Annotated in this window: 15 protein-coding genes; 4 read left to right on the top strand and 11 right to left on the bottom strand. The window is 61.1% G+C overall.

Translation table 11 applies throughout. The features are described from left to right. Positions 1-8: 8 nt before the first annotated feature. The 5 genes from AB0O87_RS11950 to AB0O87_RS11970 all read right to left on the bottom strand — a co-directional run bounded on the left by AB0O87_RS11950 (position 9) and on the right by AB0O87_RS11970 (position 4,459). Positions 9-1,778: a penicillin-binding protein 2 gene (locus AB0O87_RS11950; protein ID WP_363515977.1), complete on the bottom strand. Its 1,770-nt coding sequence runs from the start codon at positions 1,776-1,778 to the stop codon at positions 9-11. A gap of 25 nt (positions 1,779-1,803) precedes the next feature. Further along, positions 1,804-2,361 (bottom strand): hypothetical protein, encoded by a 558-nt coding sequence (locus AB0O87_RS11955; RefSeq protein ID WP_363515980.1) that lies wholly within the window; start codon positions 2,359-2,361, stop codon positions 1,804-1,806. Next, entirely contained in the window at positions 2,358-3,296 is a 939-nt protein-coding gene (rsmH, locus tag AB0O87_RS11960) for a 16S rRNA (cytosine(1402)-N(4))-methyltransferase RsmH (RefSeq protein ID WP_363515983.1), read from the bottom strand. Before rsmH ends, AB0O87_RS11955 begins: the two co-directional genes overlap by 4 nt. A 102-nt stretch (positions 3,297-3,398) precedes the next feature. Further along, entirely contained in the window at positions 3,399-3,830 is a 432-nt protein-coding gene (gene mraZ / locus AB0O87_RS11965) for a division/cell wall cluster transcriptional repressor MraZ (RefSeq protein WP_363515986.1), read from the bottom strand. A 254-nt stretch (positions 3,831-4,084) separates the two neighbouring features. Beyond that, complete coding sequence (locus AB0O87_RS11970) at positions 4,085-4,459, bottom strand: DUF3040 domain-containing protein (protein ID WP_363515989.1); 375 nt, start codon at positions 4,457-4,459, stop codon at positions 4,085-4,087. A gap of 97 nt (positions 4,460-4,556) precedes the next feature. On the opposite strand from AB0O87_RS11970, the gene AB0O87_RS11975 reads away from it, so the two are divergent. Beyond that, positions 4,557-5,645, top strand: coding sequence for a polyprenyl synthetase family protein (locus tag AB0O87_RS11975; RefSeq protein WP_363515992.1), 1,089 nt, complete (start codon positions 4,557-4,559; stop codon positions 5,643-5,645). A gap of 10 nt (positions 5,646-5,655) precedes the next feature. On the opposite strand, the gene AB0O87_RS11980 is transcribed toward AB0O87_RS11975, so the two are convergent. Next, on the bottom strand, positions 5,656-6,015 hold the full coding sequence (locus tag AB0O87_RS11980; protein ID WP_363515995.1) for an Rv2175c family DNA-binding protein: 360 nt from the start codon (positions 6,013-6,015) through the stop codon (positions 5,656-5,658). 129 nt (positions 6,016-6,144) lie between these two features. Here AB0O87_RS11980 and AB0O87_RS11985 point away from each other — a divergent pair, with 129 nt between their 5' ends. Next, the gene (locus tag AB0O87_RS11985) at positions 6,145-7,326 is read left to right on the top strand and encodes a LysM peptidoglycan-binding domain-containing protein (protein WP_363515998.1); all 1,182 of its coding nucleotides are present in this window, start codon (positions 6,145-6,147) and stop codon (positions 7,324-7,326) included. A 77-nt stretch (positions 7,327-7,403) separates the two neighbouring features. After that, a complete protein-coding gene (gene pknB, locus AB0O87_RS11990) occupies positions 7,404-9,350 on the top strand; it encodes a Stk1 family PASTA domain-containing Ser/Thr kinase (RefSeq protein ID WP_363516001.1) in 1,947 nt (648 codons plus the stop codon). A gap of 77 nt (positions 9,351-9,427) precedes the next feature. Here pknB and AB0O87_RS11995 read toward each other — a convergent pair whose 3' ends face one another. Further along, positions 9,428-10,768, bottom strand: a complete 1,341-nt coding sequence (locus AB0O87_RS11995; protein ID WP_363516003.1) for a class II 3-deoxy-7-phosphoheptulonate synthase — start codon at positions 10,766-10,768, stop codon at positions 9,428-9,430. 47 nt (positions 10,769-10,815) lie between these two features. Beyond that, positions 10,816-11,505, bottom strand: a complete 690-nt coding sequence (locus AB0O87_RS12000) for a lysophospholipid acyltransferase family protein (RefSeq protein WP_363516249.1) — start codon at positions 11,503-11,505, stop codon at positions 10,816-10,818. Positions 11,506-11,655: 150 nt separating this feature from the next. Here AB0O87_RS12000 and AB0O87_RS12005 point away from each other — a divergent pair, with 150 nt between their 5' ends. After that, positions 11,656-13,488 (top strand): long-chain fatty acid--CoA ligase, encoded by a 1,833-nt coding sequence (locus AB0O87_RS12005; RefSeq protein WP_363516006.1) that lies wholly within the window; start codon positions 11,656-11,658, stop codon positions 13,486-13,488. 66 nt (positions 13,489-13,554) lie between these two features. Here AB0O87_RS12005 and AB0O87_RS12010 read toward each other — a convergent pair whose 3' ends face one another. The 3 genes from AB0O87_RS12010 to AB0O87_RS12020 form a co-directional block, all read right to left on the bottom strand. Continuing rightward, positions 13,555-15,039, bottom strand: coding sequence for a sodium:alanine symporter family protein (locus AB0O87_RS12010; RefSeq protein ID WP_363516009.1), 1,485 nt, complete (start codon positions 15,037-15,039; stop codon positions 13,555-13,557). A 160-nt stretch (positions 15,040-15,199) separates the two neighbouring features. Continuing rightward, complete coding sequence (def, locus tag AB0O87_RS12015) at positions 15,200-15,691, bottom strand: peptide deformylase (RefSeq protein ID WP_363516252.1); 492 nt, start codon at positions 15,689-15,691, stop codon at positions 15,200-15,202. Beyond that, a complete protein-coding gene (locus tag AB0O87_RS12020) occupies positions 15,691-17,367 on the bottom strand; it encodes a MinD/ParA family protein (protein WP_363516012.1) in 1,677 nt (558 codons plus the stop codon). Before AB0O87_RS12020 ends, def begins: the two co-directional genes overlap by 1 nt. Positions 17,368-17,372 lie beyond the last annotated feature (5 nt).

Raw genomic sequence — 17,372 nt, forward strand, 5'->3', positions numbered from 1 at the left:
CTCGCCGACTATCCGAACTTGGGAAGCAACTCGTCCATCGGGACAGAGGAAGGCATCACGCGATAAGTCTTCATCACCTGCGTCATCGCTTTTTGGAAGGCGGGTGCGGTGGCCGCGGACGATACAACCTTAGTCGGCTCATCCAGCGTGACGACCACGACGTACTGCGGATCATCCGCTGGAGCGAAGCCAACCATGCTGGTGTAGTACACGCCAGCCTTGTACCCGCCGTTGCCGTCAGAGACCTGTGCGGTACCCGTTTTGCTGGTCACGCGGTAGCCAGGCACTTGGATGCGCTCGGCGTTGCCACCCTGCACTGCGACGTTCTCCAGCATCTCGGTGAGGTCGGCCGCTGTCTGCTCGGTAACGATTTGCTCGCGATCAGGATCAGCCGGAGTTGTGACAGTGCCATCGGCACTCGTGCAGGACTCCACGAGGGACAAATCGATCTTCTCGCCGCCATTGGCGATGGCTTGATACGCACCGGCGAGTTGCGCGGCGGTGACCGTAAAGTACTGCCCGAAGGTCGTCGTATAGAGCGACTGACTGTCCCACTCGCTCACCGGGTGCAGAATGCCGCCAACCTCAGAGGGGAAGCCAAGAGTCGTCTCACCAACCCCGAACCTCTCCAGATAGTCGTACCGGACCTCTGGAGAGACCATCGTTCCGAACTTCGATAGCGCGACGTTGGAAGAGTCGATCAGCCCACCGGCCAACGTGTAGTTGTACGCGGGGTGAGTGAACGCGTCGTTGACAACAGCACCGTTGGGGAAAGTCTCGCGAGACGACGCGGTGACGGTGCTGAGCGGGGTGGCCCCTGCCGCCTCCATCACGGCAGCCGCGGTGACAGCTTTGAAGGTCGAGCCCGGCTCAAAGTCACGATAGAAAATCTGGCTCGCTCTCGTACTCGGAGTCGAAGCCGCGAGATCGTTGGGATCAAAAGCTGGCCACTCGGCAGCGGCCCGGATCTTTCCTGTGCCGACCTCGACAACCGTGACGGTGCCGCCCTTGGCCCCCTGTGCCTGTGCTTCTTCAGCGATCATCTGCTGCAGGTACCAGTTGAGGTCGCTGTTCAGCGTCAGCTGCGTCGAGCCACCATCTACTGCCTGAACCGTGCGCTCGCTACCGGGAATGACAACGCCGTCCTTGCCGACTCGGTAGCTTTCCTCGCCGTCAACCGGAGCAAGACACTCATCTGTCAGCTTCTCTACACCTGCCTGCGCAGTGCCTGAGCTGTCCAAGAATCCCAAGATGTTTCCCGCGACCGCGCCGTTCGGATAGACCCGAGTTTCACGCGATGGCATGCTCAAATACGACCCAATGCCGAGGTCTCGAAGCGCGATGTACTGCTCCGTGTCGAGACCGCGCTTGAGTTCCACGTATTGACTGTCTGGGTTCTCGGCAAGTGCGCCATCCACCAGCGCCCGCACCTCGTCGCCCGTCTGCCCAGTAATCGCCGCGATTTTCTCGGAGGCTTCGGCCCATGGCAACGCCGGATCATCTTCTTCCAGGAGCATGATCACCTGCGGGCTCAACTGCGCGTCATACACGAGCACGCTCGACGCGAGCGGCGTGCCGCTGGAGTCGACGATGGTTCCGCGCTGCCCGGCGATGATGTCGCCTTCGCCGAGCTTGGTGAGCGACTGCGAGACATGCTCGTTAGCGCTAACCACCTGAATATCCACCAGGCGCACCACGAATGCGGCCAGCACAGAAAGGATGACCGCCAATGCCACGAAGGTGCGTCGCCGCGGCCCGCGGGTAGCTCGTGTGGTCATGGGGTTTCTCCGTGGATCGCAGTGATTAGCGTGTGGTCGGGCTGGGGAGTCCGTCGGTGATGGCCGGCGGAAGATCCTGCGTCGGTTCTTCTGTCGTAGCTGAAGCGTCTACTGCAGGAGTGGGCGGTTCGACGATGAGCGCATTCCCTACGGCTCCGACGCCGGTGGGGTCTACCGTCGATGTCCCGCCAGCGCCGGCGCCAGTGCCGAAAACGGCTCCGTCACTGAGCCGCAGATAGGAAGGCGATCCCGCCACGATCATCCCGAGGTCGGCTGCGCCGCTGGCGAGGACCTGCGGCGAGCTCAGCCCGGTGAGCTCTTCCTGCAGCGCGTCTGTCTTCAAGTCCAGTTCTCGCTGTTGCGACGAAAGTCCTGCAAGCGTGAAGGAATCTTGAGTGATCGCAAGCGACAACGCGATCTGTGCTGCTCCGATTGCGAGAGCGCCAGCGAGCGCGACAAGGGCGTAGGCGAATTTTGGCTTGCGGCGCGCGGCCGGTCGAGTAACCGGTTGCAGTTTGCGTTTCGGCGGTTGCTCCGGTGCGAGTGGCAGCGCGGGCTTGCGGACCGCAGCGTTGGCGCTCATGCGCGCTCCCTCAGCTTTTCTGCAGCGCGCAGGCGCACGGGGATCGCACGCGGATTGCGAGCGCGTTCAGCCTCGTCGGCGAGTTCCGCTCCCTTTGTCAGGACGCGGAAGCGTGGAGCGTGCTCCGGCAGCTCGACCGGCAGTCCAGCGGGTGCGGTCGAGGCAGAAGCCGCGGCAAACGCCTGCTTGACAAGGCGATCCTCCAACGACTGATACGACATGACTGCGATCCGGCCGCCGATCTGCAGGGCGTCCATCGCAGCAGGAATTGCATCAGCAAGCACGCTGAGTTCGGTGTTCACTTCGATGCGAAGGGCCTGGAAGACGCGCTTGGCCGGGTGCCCAGCGCGCTGTGCCGCCGCTGGCGTCGCAGCGATCAGGATCTCCACCAGTTCACCGGAGCGAGTGATAGGGCTCTTCTGGCGCGCATCGATGATGAAACGCGCATAGCGCCCTGCAAGCTTCTCTTCGCCGTAGCGTTCAAAGATGCGACGCAGGTTGCCTTCGTTGTAAGTAGCGATCACATCGGCGGCGGTGATGCCGCTCGTCTGATCCATCCGCATGTCCAGCGGCGCGTCTTTCGAGTACGCAAAGCCGCGCTCCGCCTCGTCCAGCTGCAACGACGAAACACCGAGATCAAAGAGGATGCCCGCTGCGCCTTGCGCATGAAGGCCGATCTCGTCATAGACCGAGTGCACGAGAGTTACGCGATCGCGGAAGCGGTTGAGCCGCTCCCCCGCGATGCGAAGCGCGTCGGTGTCTCGGTCGAGGCCGATCAGTCTGATGTTGGGGAATCGCTCCAGCAGGGCCTCGGAGTGGCCCCCCATACCGAGGGTGGCATCGACAAGCACCGCTCCGTCCGCCTGAAGGGCTGGAGCGAGGAGCTCGACACAGCGGTCGAGCAGAACTGGGGTGTGAATGTCTCGGAGGTTCATGATCTTTCTCGGGTTGACCTTCGGCTCTGATCCCCCTCCGCTTCTCGACCCGGCACCGGGGAAGTGTGTCGGGGCGCAAGCGGCGGGGCATCACAGCCGTGGTCAGAAGAGTCCCGGAATCACCTCCTGCTCAAGATCGGAGTAGGTCTCCTCACCTGCGGCGAGGTAGCTGTTCCAGCTCTCGGCATCCCAGATCTCGGCGTGAGCGCCGACACCCGTGACGATGAGCTCCTTTTGTAGACCCGCGTACTGACGAAGGTGAACGGGAATTGTGATGCGGTTCTGGCTGTCTGGCATCTCCGCGCTCGCACCGGAGAGGAACAGTCGCATGAAGTCACGCGCCTGTTTGTTGGCGAGCGGAGCCTGACGGATTCGCTCATGCATGGTCTCGAACTCGGCCGTGCTGAACACGTAAAGGCAACGCTCCTGGCCTCGAGTGACGACGATGCCGCCACCGAGGTCTTCGCGAAACTTCGCAGGAAGGATGACCCGTCCTTTGTCGTCAAGCTTCGGGGAATGCGTACCCAGCAACATCGGCCACCACCCCCTCTGCGTCCGGCCAACTCGAGGTGCGCCCCACTTTACTCCACTTTCCTCCACATACCTACGACCAATCCGTCGATTCTCGGCTGCCGACGTCACGCGCGCATGAAAAAGCCCCGTAATTACGGGGCTAAATTGCGTGGAGCAAAGTGGAGCACGAGTGGAGGATCCTGACTCAAATGCTCCTTAACGCACAGAAGCCCGGATGCTGAGCATCCGGGCTTCTCGTGAAAATCGAGAGAAAGTTAGCGGCCGTCCTGACGGCGGTCCCAACGATCGTTCATCCGATCCATAAAGGATGCGGACTCTTTCTGCTTCGGGGCCGAGCGCTCTCGCGGCTCGACAGGTGTTGTGCGCCGCACCGGCGTGACGGCCACCATGACACCGGCCAGCATTGCCACGAACCCGACGACGCCGACGGCAATCCCCCACGTACCGCCAAGAATGACTCCTGCGACAAGGCCTCCGACACCCACGAGCAACAGAAGTGCTCCGTAGACCAGGTTGCGATAGCTCAACGCACGGTCGCCAGATGGCGCGGTTACTACATCGGCGTCATTGTGAAGGAGATGGCGTTCCATCTCATCGAGCAGACGCTGCTCCTGTTCGGAGAGTGGCATTTCGTCCCCCTCGGGTGTCGTGTTTTCTATCTTACGCGCGCTGAAGCCTCCGGTGCCAGCAGTTCGCCGCGTGCTTGCTTTACGTATGCTGGGAGTCGTGCCGTCATCCTCTCTCGTTCCCGACGCCGTCGTCGCACAGCTCGACCGTTTCTTCGCGCAGATGCGTGCGGAGAATTCGGAGTACGGGCAAGACGCCGAAGCTTTTCTCAATGCGGCCGCCGACACGCTTCATGGCGGCAAGCGGCTCCGCGCCCGGTTCTGTCATGCCGGCTGGCGGGCGGTGGCGCGGTTCAACGACCGCAACGCATCGGAGACCGACGCTCTCTGGGCTGTATGCACCGCACTGGAAATCTTCCAGTCGGCGGCTCTCGTTCACGACGACCTGATCGACAACTCTGACACCCGGCGTGGTCGCCCAGCCGCGCACCGCGCCCTGGAGGCATCACATCGCGCCGCAGGGTGGTCCGGAGACCCGGAGAGCTTCGGACGCGCCTCTGCGATCCTTCTCGGCGACCTCCTGGTGGCATGGAGTGACGATCTCTTGGAATCGGGCTTGGACGGCCAGCCGCATGCCAGAGCGGTGCGCGCGGAGTACGCGAAGATGCGCCGCGGTGTCACCACCGGACAGTTTCTCGATATTGCAGAGGAATCCGCCTGGAGTGTGAACGACGCGCAATCGCACGTCGAGCGTGCGCTCCGCGTCGCTTCGCTGAAGTCAGCGAAATACAGCATTGAGCAGCCGCTAGCTCTCGGTGGAGCTCTCTATGGAGCCGACGCAGATCAGATGTCAGCACTTCGCAGTTTCGGGCATCCGATCGGCATGGCGTTTCAGTTACGCGACGATGTCCTCGGCGTTTTTGGTGATGCCTCCGTCACGGGCAAGCCAGCAGGCGACGACCTCCGCGAAGGCAAGCGGACTGTGCTCATCGCGCTCACCAGGCAGACACTCGACCCGTCAGCCAGAAACCTCATGGACGAGATGCTGGGAGACGCGAGTCTCACACCGCAGCAAGTTTCTTTCCTGCAGGCGACGATTGCTGAATCGGGTGCGCTGGATCAGGTCGAGAAGATGATTGCCAATTACGCTCGCGATGCAGATCGTGCACTCAGCGGCGCCCGTCTGGAGAATGCGGCGGTTGGCGAGCTACGCGATCTCGCCAGAGCAGCAACTGTTCGCTCTTCGTGAGCGCTCTGCCTTAGGCCAGCGTGAGGGCGAGGCGACGAACGGCACTCTTGTGCCCCGCCAGAAGCGCGGCGATCGGCGAGCGTCCGAGCGTTTCGTCCTCTTCGAGCAACCAGTCGATGAGCTCATCATCCGAGAAGCCTGCATCCTGTAGCACGATCACAGTGCCGCGCAAGGAAGTCAGCGGCCGACCATCAACGATAAACACCGCAGGTACGGCGAAAGCGCCGTTGCGACGCGACCCCACCAGGTAGTGGTCGTCGATCATGCGGCGCACGCGACCGAGACCCTCATCGAGGACCTCGACGAGTTCGGGCATCGTCAGCCACTCGGTAGCGGTGGAGGCAGGTGTTCCAGCAACGTTCTCAGACACGTTGCAACTATCTCATTTCCGCACCCTGGGCGCATATCGACGCGCGAGTCACATTAGTCACATCCGTCACTCCTGTTGACTTCTGTTTACATCCGTGTCAGCGTGAAGTGCTCGAAAAGGGGGCCTACTTTGAGTACTGAAACAGCCGCGCATCGCACGCGACCCGTACCGTTCGGGGTGCCCGTCGCGGTGCTCGGCGTGTTTGCTGCCACCCTTTGCGCGCCGCCAGCGACGGCAACCGCATCCACCACAGATATTGCTCCGGTGGAGCGCCAACGCAGCGCTCCCGTGGGAGGTGCCTCAGCGGCAACCACCCCTTCGTCGTATGTTGTCCAGCCCGGCGACACTATCTCCGCTGTTGCGGCGCGGTTCAATCTACGCACAGAGGATGTTCTCGCATGGAACGGACTCTCCTGGCGTTCGGTGATCTATCCTGGGCACACTCTCAAGCTGCAGCCCTCATCCGCTCCAGCCAACCCTTCACCTGCGGTGGCTCCATCCGCACAAACGACTCACACTGTGGTGGCCGGGGACACTGTCTACGCCGTTGCTCAGAAATACTCAAGCTCTGTCGACAGCATCTTCGCGGCGAACGGTCTCACATCGTCGTCGGTGATTTTTCCTGGCCAGCGACTTGCTATCCCTGCCGAAACGGGATCCCAGGTGGTCGCCACCAGCGCTCCATCGGTTGCTGCACCGCAGACAACGACGGCAAGCACGGCGACTTCTCACACCGTGGTTGCCGGTGAAACCGTGTTCGGTATTGCCGAGCAATACGGCAGCACCCCACAGACGCTGTTGGGGCTCAATGGCCTGACCTCTTCGTCAATCATCTATCCAGGACAAAGCCTTGTTGTAAAGGGTTCCGAAGCGGCATCGTCCACCAGTAGCCAGAAGAGCGCATCGCTCACCGCGGAGCAAGCGGAAAACGCGTCACTCATCATTCGGGTGGGCCGCGAAGTCGGGGCCACCGACCGCGCTATCGCTCTCGCGCTCGCCACGGGCATGGTGGAGTCAGAACTGCGAAACCTCAGTTGGGGTGACCGCGACTCCCTCGGCATCTTCCAACAGCGCCCGAGCGCTGGTTGGGGATCCCCTGCCCAGATCATGGACGCCGAGCGCAGCACACAGGTCTTTTATGGTGGGCACCACGATCCAAACGGCCAGAGCACGCGCGGCCTCATGGATATCCCAGGGTGGGAAGATCTGCCGTTCACCGAAGCCGCACAGGCCGTTCAAATCTCCGCGTACCCGGATCGATATGGCCAATGGGAGACGCAAGCCTATAGCTGGCTCGCACTCTACGGCTGACATGATTCGCAAACGCAACGGGGCAGAGTGGCGAGCCGCTCCCCTGTCTCTCAGCCAATTCTCCATAGACTTCTGACGTGACGACCAATCAGCAGGCCGACCCCCTCATCGGGCGGCTTGTCGACGGCAGATACCGTGTGCGCGCCAGGATCGCCCGCGGTGGGATGGCTACCGTCTATGTCGCCACAGACCTGCGTCTTGAGCGACGCATCGCACTCAAGGTGATGCACGCGCATCTCAGCGATGATTCGTCGTTCCAGAGCCGCTTCATTCAGGAAGCTCGCTCCGCGGCACGGTTGGCAGATCCGCACGTGGTCAATGTGTTCGACCAGGGCCAGGACGGCGAGCTTGGTTACCTGGTGATGGAGTACCTGCCCGGCATCACCCTCCGCGAGCTCATCAAGGAACAAAAGCGCCTCACGCTCCCCCAGACCATCACAATCATGGATGCGATCCTGGCTGGGCTCTCCGCCGCGCACCGCGCTGGTATCGTCCATCGCGATGTGAAACCAGAAAATGTCTTGCTCGCCGAAGACGGTCGAATCAAGATTGGCGACTTCGGGCTGGCTCGCGCCACAACAGCGAACACCGCCACGGGCCAGCAGCTGCTCGGCACAATCGCCTATCTAGCCCCCGAGCTTGTCACCCGCGGCACCGCAGACGCCCGTAGTGACATCTACGCGCTCGGCATCATGCTTTACGAAATGCTGGTCGGCGAACAGCCGTATAAAGGCGAGCAACCGATGCAAATTGCTTTCCAGCACGCCACCGAGTCTGTGCCACGCCCCAGCGTGCGAAACCCCTCAGTACCGGAGCAGCTCGACGAACTCGTGTTGTGGGCCACCGAAAAGTCTCCGGACGAGCGGCCAGACGATGCGCAACAGATGCTTGAACGGTTGCGCGAAATCGAGCGGGACCTGGGGATCACCCCGACCGCCGCCAGGGCCACCGCATCGCAAAGCAGCAATGGCGACTCCGGCGACCTCACAAAAGTGATGCCCAGCACGATGGTGATCGCTGACCCGACCGCCCCTGTGCCCACAGCAGTAGACAACGCGACGCTGCTGCGCCGCCGAGCGTCGAAGAGACGAGCGCGCGGTGCCTTCCTCCTTTCGCTGGTGCTCTTACTCGCTGTCCTTGCCGGTGGAGCAGGCTGGTGGTTCGGATCTGGACCGGGCTCCCTTGTTGCCGTGCCCTCCGTCGCAGGAAGCACGTACGACGAAGCCGCTTCCGTCTTGACAGAAGCTGGCTTCACGCCGAGCCAAAAAGACAAGTTCTCTGTCGATATCGATAAGGGAACGGTCATTGAGACAGACCCAGGCGAAGGAACCCGACTGGACAAGGGCGATGCTGTCGCCGTGATCGTCTCCGCTGGACCGGAGAATCACGATATCGAAGCGCTGAACGGGCGAGCGGAGCAAGACGCTCGCGACTATCTCGACCAGCTCAACGTCAACGTGCAGGAAGACACCCTCCTCCTCTTTTCCGACGCAGCCGAAGGCATCGTCATCAACGCATACGTCACTCCCAGGGCAGGCGGAGACGCCTACGCGTGCGGCGATGGCTGCGAAGTTTTTGAAGATGACACCGTAAACCTCTACATTTCCGCCGGCGCGTTCCCCGATGTCGCCGGAATGTCGGTGGACGCGGCGAACACCACCCTCTCCGACAAGGGCCTCGTTCCCGCGAACGAGCCCCAGTACGTGTTCAGCGAAAGCGTGCAGAAGGACACCGTGATTGGCGTGGCTGACCGTGCAGAGAGCGGCAACTGGCGCCCCGGCGACACTGTGCAACTTATTGTCTCCAAAGGCCCAGAGCTCTTCCCGGTTCCCGACGTTTCAGGCAAAACCCTGAGCCAGGCAAAGCAAGCGCTCGCCGACCAGGGTTTTGAGGCCACATACGCCGCCTGGGGCGATCTGCCAGGCTTCTCTGAACTTGCCACCGTTACCGGCCAAGATCCAGGCTCTGACGCCTCTCTGCCGCGTGGTGGCACTGTGAAGCTGTCTATTCAGCTGACCGGCTAATCGCAGCAGAATCACAAAGAAGAAGCCGCCCTCCCGATCTGATCGGGAGGGCGGCTTCTTCTTTGCTCTGAAAGAGGTCAGCGCTTCTCGAGCTCCTCTGCCACCAAGAACGCAAGTTCCAGCGACTGCATGTGGTTCAGGCGAGGATCACACAGGCTCTCGTACCGAGTGGCCAGGGCCGCTTCATCGATGTGCTCTGATCCGCCGAGGCACTCGGTAACGTCGTCACCGGTGAGCTCCACGTGAATTCCGCCAGGGAACGTGCCGACTGCGCGATGCGCTTCGAAGAATCCGCGTACCTCGTCGACCACGTCATCGAAGCGACGCGTCTTGTATCCGGTCGGCGTCGTGATTCCGTTGCCGTGCATGGGGTCAGTGACCCACAGCGGCTGCGCACCTGAATCTTTGACTGCTTCGAGGAGCGGAGGCAACGCGTCGCGAATCTTGCCCGCACCCATGCGCGTGATGAACGTAAGCCGACCAGGCTCGCGCTCCGGATCAAGCTTGTCGATCAGCTCAAGCGCCGTCTCCGGGGTCGTCGTCGGCCCCAGCTTCACTCCGATGGGGTTACGAATCTTGGAGAAGTAGTCCACGTGCGCCCCATCAAGGTCGCGCGTGCGCTCGCCGATCCAGAGGAAGTGCGCCGAGGTGTTGTACGGAGTGTCGGTGCGGGAATCGATGCGCGTCATCGGACGCTCGTAATCCATCAGCAGACCCTCATGGCCCGTGAAGAACTCGACGCGCTTGAGCTCATCGAAGTCCGCGCCTGCGGCCTCCATGAAGTTGATTGCACGATCGATCTCGGCTGCCATGCGCTCGTAACGCTGGTTGGCAGGGTTTTGCGCGAATCCCTTGTTCCATGAGTGCACCTCGCGGAGGTCGGCAAAACCACCCTGGGTGAAGGCACGGATCAGGTTCAGCGTCGAAGCGGCCGTGTGGTATCCCTGCAACAGGCGGCCGGGGTCAGCGGTACGAGAACCTTCGGTGAAGTCGTAACCGTTGACGATATCGCCGCGGTAGGCGGGAAGAGTGACGTCGCCTCTGGTCTCGGAATCACTGGAGCGGGGCTTTGCAAATTGGCCAGCCATCCGCCCCATCTTCACGATAGGCATGGATGCGCCATAGGTGAGCACGACTGCCATCTGCAACACCGTCTTGATGCGGTTGCGGATCTGTTCGGCCGTAGCGCCAGCAAAGGTCTCAGCGCAATCGCCTCCCTGAAGAAGGAAGGCCTGGCCAGAAGCGGCACGAGCAAGACGATCGCGAAGATTATCGACTTCACCGGCAAAGACCAGCGGCGGAAGAGCTGCGATCTGCTGGGAGACGTCGGCGACGCGGTCCGCGTCAGGCCACTGTGGCTGCTGCTTAATGGGAAGCGAGCGCCATGCATCAAGGGCTTCGATGTGGTGCGGGAGCATGCGTTCCAGCCTAGTGGTCGCGGCTGTCTCTCAAATCCGCTCCAGGCTTATGTGACGCGGGGAGGGATCCGGTCTTTGGCGCTCGATGCGTAGATGTCTTCGTACTTCTGCTCGCCGAGCCGCTGCAGCGCAACCATGATCTCGTCTGTAACGGAACGCAGGATGTAGCGGTCGTTTTCCATCCCCGCGTAGCGAGAGAAGTCGAGAGGCTCGCCGATCACGATTCCCACTCGCACGACACGGGGCAACCGTCGACCAATCGGCATGGCCGTGTCCGTATCGACCATGATTACCGGCACCACAGGGACCTTCGCCTCAAGCGCCATCCTGGCGATGCCGGTGCGGCCTCGGTAGAGCTTGCCGTCAGGGCTTCTGGTTCCCTCAGGGTAGATCCCCAGCAGGTCTCCACCGCCGAGTACCTGCAACCCGGTGTTCAGCGAAGCCTCGGAGGCCTTGCCGCCTGATCTGTCGATCGGGATTTGCCCTGTCGCCTTCATGAAGAACTTTGTGGCCCAGCCTTTAAGTCCGCGGCCAGTGAAATAGTCACTCTTCGCGAGAAACGACATCGATCTGTCGATTACCAGGGGAAGAAAGATGGAGTCGGCGAAAGAGAGGTGATTGCTGGCCAAGATCGCCGCGCCGCTTGCGGGCACGTTCTTGCGCCCCACGATCCACGGACGAAAGACCGCTTTGACCACGGGGCCGATCACCACGTACTTCATCAGCCAGTAGAACATCGATGTGAAGTCTAGCCCGAGCTGGACGTTCGTCTCGGTCGACTTCTTGGACTCGGGGCGGTCGCGACTGAGTTTCACTTAGATCGCGACCCGGTTCCATGCCCTAGACTCGAACCAAATCCGTGCCCGACCGGTACCGAAGGAGCTGCCGTGGTCCAGTTTGAAGCCCCCGCGATCGTACCCGCCGATCCCGACGCAAACGTCGCCGACCTTCTGGTGAAGCGCGTAGAAGCGACGCCAGATCGTGCGCTTTTCTCCGTTCCGGAGGGCGACGGTTGGCGTGATATTTCCGCCGCCGACTTCGAAACAGCTGTCATCGCTCTGGCGAAGGGGCTGGCAGCTGCCGGTATCCGGCCAGGCGAGAAGGTGGGCTTCCTCGCCCGCACCACCTATGAGTGGACCCTCGTTGACTTTGCACTCTTCTATGCCGGCGCGGTGATGGTCCCGATCTACGAGACCAGCTCGCCGTCACAGATCCAGTGGATTCTCGAAGATTCCGGCGCGATCGCGCTCATCGTCGAGTCGCCGGAGCATTTCGCTCGCGTGGATGAGGTGCGTGGCGACCTCCCCCTCCTCCGCGAGGTGTGGCAGCTGCACCTGGGAGCGATTGACTCCCTGACCGCTCAGGGTTCCTCCGTGACGGATGCGGAAATTGAGCGTCGTCGCAACCTCGCCGTCGGGTCAGATATCGCGACTCTGATCTACACTTCCGGCTCCACAGGACGCCCCAAGGGATGCGTGCTGACGCACAGCAACTTCGTTGAGCTCTGCCGCAATTCTGCGAAGGCTCTCGATGAAGTGGTGCAGACGCCTGGTGCCTCCACTTTGCTGTTCATCACGACCGCACACGTGTTCGCGCGCTTTATCTCGATCCTGGATATCCACGCAGGCGTTCGTACCGGACATCAGCCGGATACTCGTCAGCTACTTCCTGCACTCGGGTCGTTTAAGCCCACCTTCCTTCTCGCGGTACCCCGCGTTTTCGAGAAGGTCTATAACTCAGCCGAGCAGAAGGCAGAAGCCGGCGGCAAGGGCAAGATCTTCCGCGCTGCAGCTGAGGTGGCGATCGAGCACTCCAAGCTCGTAGAAGCGGGCAAGAAGATTCCCGTCGGGATGAAGCTGAAGTTCGCTCTGTTCAACAAACTCGTCTACGGCAAGCTCCGCGACGCCATGGGTGGCAACGTGGTCTATGCCGTATCGGGTTCCGCCCCGCTCGGATCACGCCTCGGACACTTCTTCCACAGCCTTGGTGTCGTCATCCTTGAGGGATATGGCCTCACCGAGACGACGGCACCTGCCACGGTCAACCTGGCTGACAAGTCGAAGATCGGCACCGTTGGTCCTGCTCTTCCCGGTGTCGACGTTCGCCTCGGCGATGACGGCGAGATCCATGTGCGCGGCGTCAACGTGTTCAAGGAGTACTGGAACAACCCCGAAGCGACTGCCGAGGCTTTCAGCGACGGCGGATGGTTCCACACCGGCGACATCGGCAGCTTCGATGCCGAGGGTTTCCTCACAATCACCGGACGCAAGAAAGAGATCCTCGTCACCGCTGGCGGCAAGAACGTCGCCCCCGCTGCTCTCGAAGATCCGATCCGCGCGAACCCGATCATTGGGCAGGTCGTGGCGGTCGGCGATCAGCGCCCGTTCATTTCAGCTCTCGTGACGCTTGACCCTGAAATGCTGCCGACCTGGCTCACCAACAACGGGCTGGAGCCGACGATGTCACTCGCTGACGCGTCGAAGAACGAAGCCGTGCGCGCCGAGGTGCAGCGCGCGGTGGACACTGCGAACTCGCATGTTTCGCGTGCCGAGTCGATTCGTAAGTTCACAATTCTCGACTCCGAGTGGACGGAGGCCTCCGGCCACCTGACGCCGAAGCTCTCGATCAAGCGAAACGTCATCATGAATGACTTCGCTGACGAGATCGCGGCGATCTACGACGAGCCGGTCGCCACGACAAACGTCTCCATCGGAGGCTAAGTTTCCCCAAAATGAGGAAGGGCCCCGCTTTCGCGGGGCCCTTCCTCATTTTCTATCTATTCACACTCAGCGTTTCTTCGTGCGGATCACCGGGATCGCCTGCGTCTTCCAGTCTTCGTAGGCCGGATCACCCGCCATGAAGCGGTCAACTTCGGCTTTGCTTGCCCGCAGTTTGGGGTCGTTATCAAGGTACTTCTTGGTTTCTCGTGCAACCAAGCCAGACAACATGAGCAAACCGATGAGGTTTGGTAGCGCCATGAGGCCGTTCATGATGTCAGAGAACGCCCACACCAAGCTGAGTTGCACAGTGCATCCGACAAACACCACCAGCGAGAAGATCACCCGGAACGGCATCACCGCACGGCGTCCGAGCAGGCGTTCCACGTTGCGTTCGCCGTAATAAGACCAGCCGAGGATTGTCGAACCGGCGAAGAGCACCAGACCAATCGTGACGATGTAGTGGCCCCAATCACCTGGCAACCCCGTCGAGAACGCCTCTCCTGTCATGAGACCTGCGTTGAGCTGTTCGCCGGTCTCGGGATCGACAGCCTTCCACACTCCGGTAGAGATGATCACAAGTCCTGTGCAGGTCACCACGATGATCGTGTCGATAAAGGTCTGCGTCATTGACACAAGACCCTGACGCACAGGGTGACTCGTCTTCGCTGCGGCTGCCGCGATGGCTGCCGAGCCCATTCCCGACTCGTTCGAGAAAATCCCTCGGGCAACACCGAACTGTACGGCGATGATGATCACAGATCCGGCGAAACCGCCGACCGCACTCGTACCGGTAAAGGCCTGCGAAAAGATCTGCGCAAACGCGTCGGGCAGAGCCCCGACATTAGCGATCAAAATGTACAACGCACCGAGCACATAGAGGATGATCATTACGGGCACGAGACCTGCGGTCACCCGTCCGATCGACTTGATGCCCCCGATGAGAACAATGATCGTGAAAACAGTGAGCACGATTCCGGTCGTCCAGGTGGGAACAGCGAAACTCGCTTCAAGGTTCTGCGCAATGGCGTTGCCCTGGGTCATGTTGCCGATACCAAAGCATGCAATCACCGCGAACACGGCGAAGGAGAGGGCCAGCAGCTTTCCGAGCGGGCCTTTGATACCGCGCTCAAGGTAGTACTGAGGTCCACCAGACTTCTCGCCGGCTTCATCGGTTTTACGGAAGCGCACACCGAGGAATGACTCAGAGTACTTCGAGGCCATACCGAGCAGACCCGTGACCCACATCCAGAACAGCGCACCAGGACCACCGATTCCGATAGCCGTCGCAACACCGACAATGTTTCCTGTTCCTACGGTGGCTGCGAGTGCTGTTGTCAGAGCCTGAAACTGCGAGATATCACCATCAGAGCCCGGGTCTTTACGAGTAAAGAGCCCCAGACGAAGCGCGGCACCTAATCTGACAAACTGCAGACCGCCCAATCGAATGGTGAGGTACAAGCCCGTCCCCAGCAGCAAAGGGATGAGCAAGAACGGTCCCCAGATAAAGCTACTTATTGTGTCGAGCACCCCTTGTAAACCAGAAAGATCCATACTGATCGCTCCACTTCTTCATTGAATGTTTACGGCGTTCCGCCATAGAGCTATCTACGTCACACTTGCTCGTACCCTGGTCGCTCGCACTTCACACTACGCCGGTACAATCACTCCCACCGGTATTCTGCGTCGCAGCAACAGTCGTCGAGGCGAGAGGTCAGAACCAGGAGCTTTCCCGCACTTCGCGCATCGCGGTCTTGCGCGTTTCCGGATCAAGGCGCGTCAAGAAGAGGTTGCCGTCAAGGTGATCCGTTTCGTGCTGCAACGCCTGCGCCAGCAGCCCGCTACCTTCAAGCACCACGGCACGACCATCCAGGTCAATGCCTTCGACGCGAGCCCACGGATGCCTGCGTGCATCATGCCAAAGCCCAGGGACCGAAAGGCACCCCTCCCCTGTCAGTTCCGCTTCTCCGCGCACTTCTGCGAGGACGGGGTTGAGCACGTACCCGATGGAGCCATCGATGTTGTAGCTGAAAGCACGTAGAGCCACACCGATCTGGGGCGCGGCAACGCCAGCGCGCCCGGGGAGCTTTACGGTATCGATCAAGTCGTCAACCAGCGCTCGCACCCCGTCATCGATGTTCTCGATAGGAGCGCAGGTGGTGCGCAGTACGGGGTCGCCAAAGATCCGGATCTCACGAACTGCCATCATGCCGCCTTTGTGCGCAGGCCTTCGACCAGAAGCGCAGCCAACTCACGCGCGGCGACTCTTGTCTCAGGGCGGAGGTTTGCGAACACGATAGTTCCGCCACCTGCAATCTGCGGGTCGTATGGCACACGCACGACGCTGCGTACGCGAGTGGCAAAGTGGTTTTGCAATTCGTTCAAGCGCACGAGGGGGGCGCCTGGCGTGGACTGGTTGAGCACGACAATCGCGTCTCGCGCTTGCTCGGTGTAGCCATTGCTCTCGAGCCAGGTCAGCGTCTCGGATGCCAACCGCGCCTCATCGACGCTCAGCCCAGACACAATGACGATCTGGTCGGCAAGATCAAGCGTCGCTCCCATCACCGAGTGCACAATCCCCGTACCTGTGTCGGTGAGAACAAGCGAGTAGAAGTGCGCAGCGACCTCGGCGACATCGCGATAGTCGTTGCCACTGAAGGCTTCGGCGATGCGAGGATCAGAATCTGAAGAAAGCACATCGAGCCGGGTCGCATCACGCGCCACGATGGCGGAGATGTCGTGGTATCCCTTGACGTCATCGTGAATACGGACGAGATCACGCACCGATTTGCTGTGGTTCGGGCGCACGATGCGTTCGGCAAGCGTTCCCCTATCGGGGTTTGCGTCCACAGCGATCACACGATCTTCCCGTGCGTCAGCAAGAGCCATCCCGAGCAGCGCTGTGATCGTCGTCTTACCGACGCCACCCTTGCGCGAAAGCACAGGCACGAAGCGCGCACCCCCGGCAATTGGCGCGGAGATTCTTGCGGAGAGGGCCTTGCGATCGCGGGCACGCTTTCCGTCGCCGATGTTGATACGGCGACCCGAAATTGTGTAGAGGAAGTGGCTCCAGGCGCCTTCAGGCTCTGGCTTTACCAGTTGGTGCGGGTCGAGCAACCGGTCAGCGGTGAGGAGGTCGGCTGACTCACGTGCCGACTCGCCGATCTCACCGAGCCGCTTGGACGTCAAAGCGACCTCATCACGCGATGTTGCCCGCGTGGGCTTTGAAACAGCGGACCTTTGCTGCGGCGTAGACACAATACTGATCTCCTTCTCGGCGGACGCGCGCAAGGCAGAGGCGGGCGCCGGCTGGTCCGTTTTGATCTCGGCATGAGCTCTCGCAAGGAACTGCGCAGCTGCTTCTTCTTCGGCTTTGGCAGCTTTCGCTGCCGCGGCCGCTTCTTCCGCAGCTGCTTCTTCCGCTTGCGCGGCTGCTGCTGCTTCTTCTGCTTCTCTCGCTGCTGCTTCCCTCGCTGCCTCTGCCTTTGCTTCGGCTTCGGCTTTCGCTTCTGCTTCTGCCTTTGCTTCGGCTTCTGCTTCTGCCTTTGCTGCGGCTGCGGCTGCGGCTGCGGCTGCGCGCTGATCTTCGGCAGGCTCTTCGAGTTCGGCAACCTCGATGACGATGGCGTCGAGCGGTTCATCGTGCGGAATCTCTTCGATCACGCCCGTGATGACAGGAAGGTCGTCAAAGAGTTCCGACTCCGAGACCTCACCGTCCACAACACCGTCATCGGCGAAGTCATCGTCTTCGTCTTTAGGTAGCGTCACACTCACCTGGGCGGTCCTGCCAAGGATGCCGATGCCTGCCGTGTCGAGAGACGCGGCTTCATCGAGCACCCCCAGCGGGTTCTCCTCAGGTTCTGCAGAGTTCTTCGGTGTCACAATGT

The sequence above is a fragment of the Microbacterium sp. NPDC076768 genome (assembly GCF_040687205.1).
Classification (GTDB): domain Bacteria; phylum Actinomycetota; class Actinomycetes; order Actinomycetales; family Microbacteriaceae; genus Microbacterium.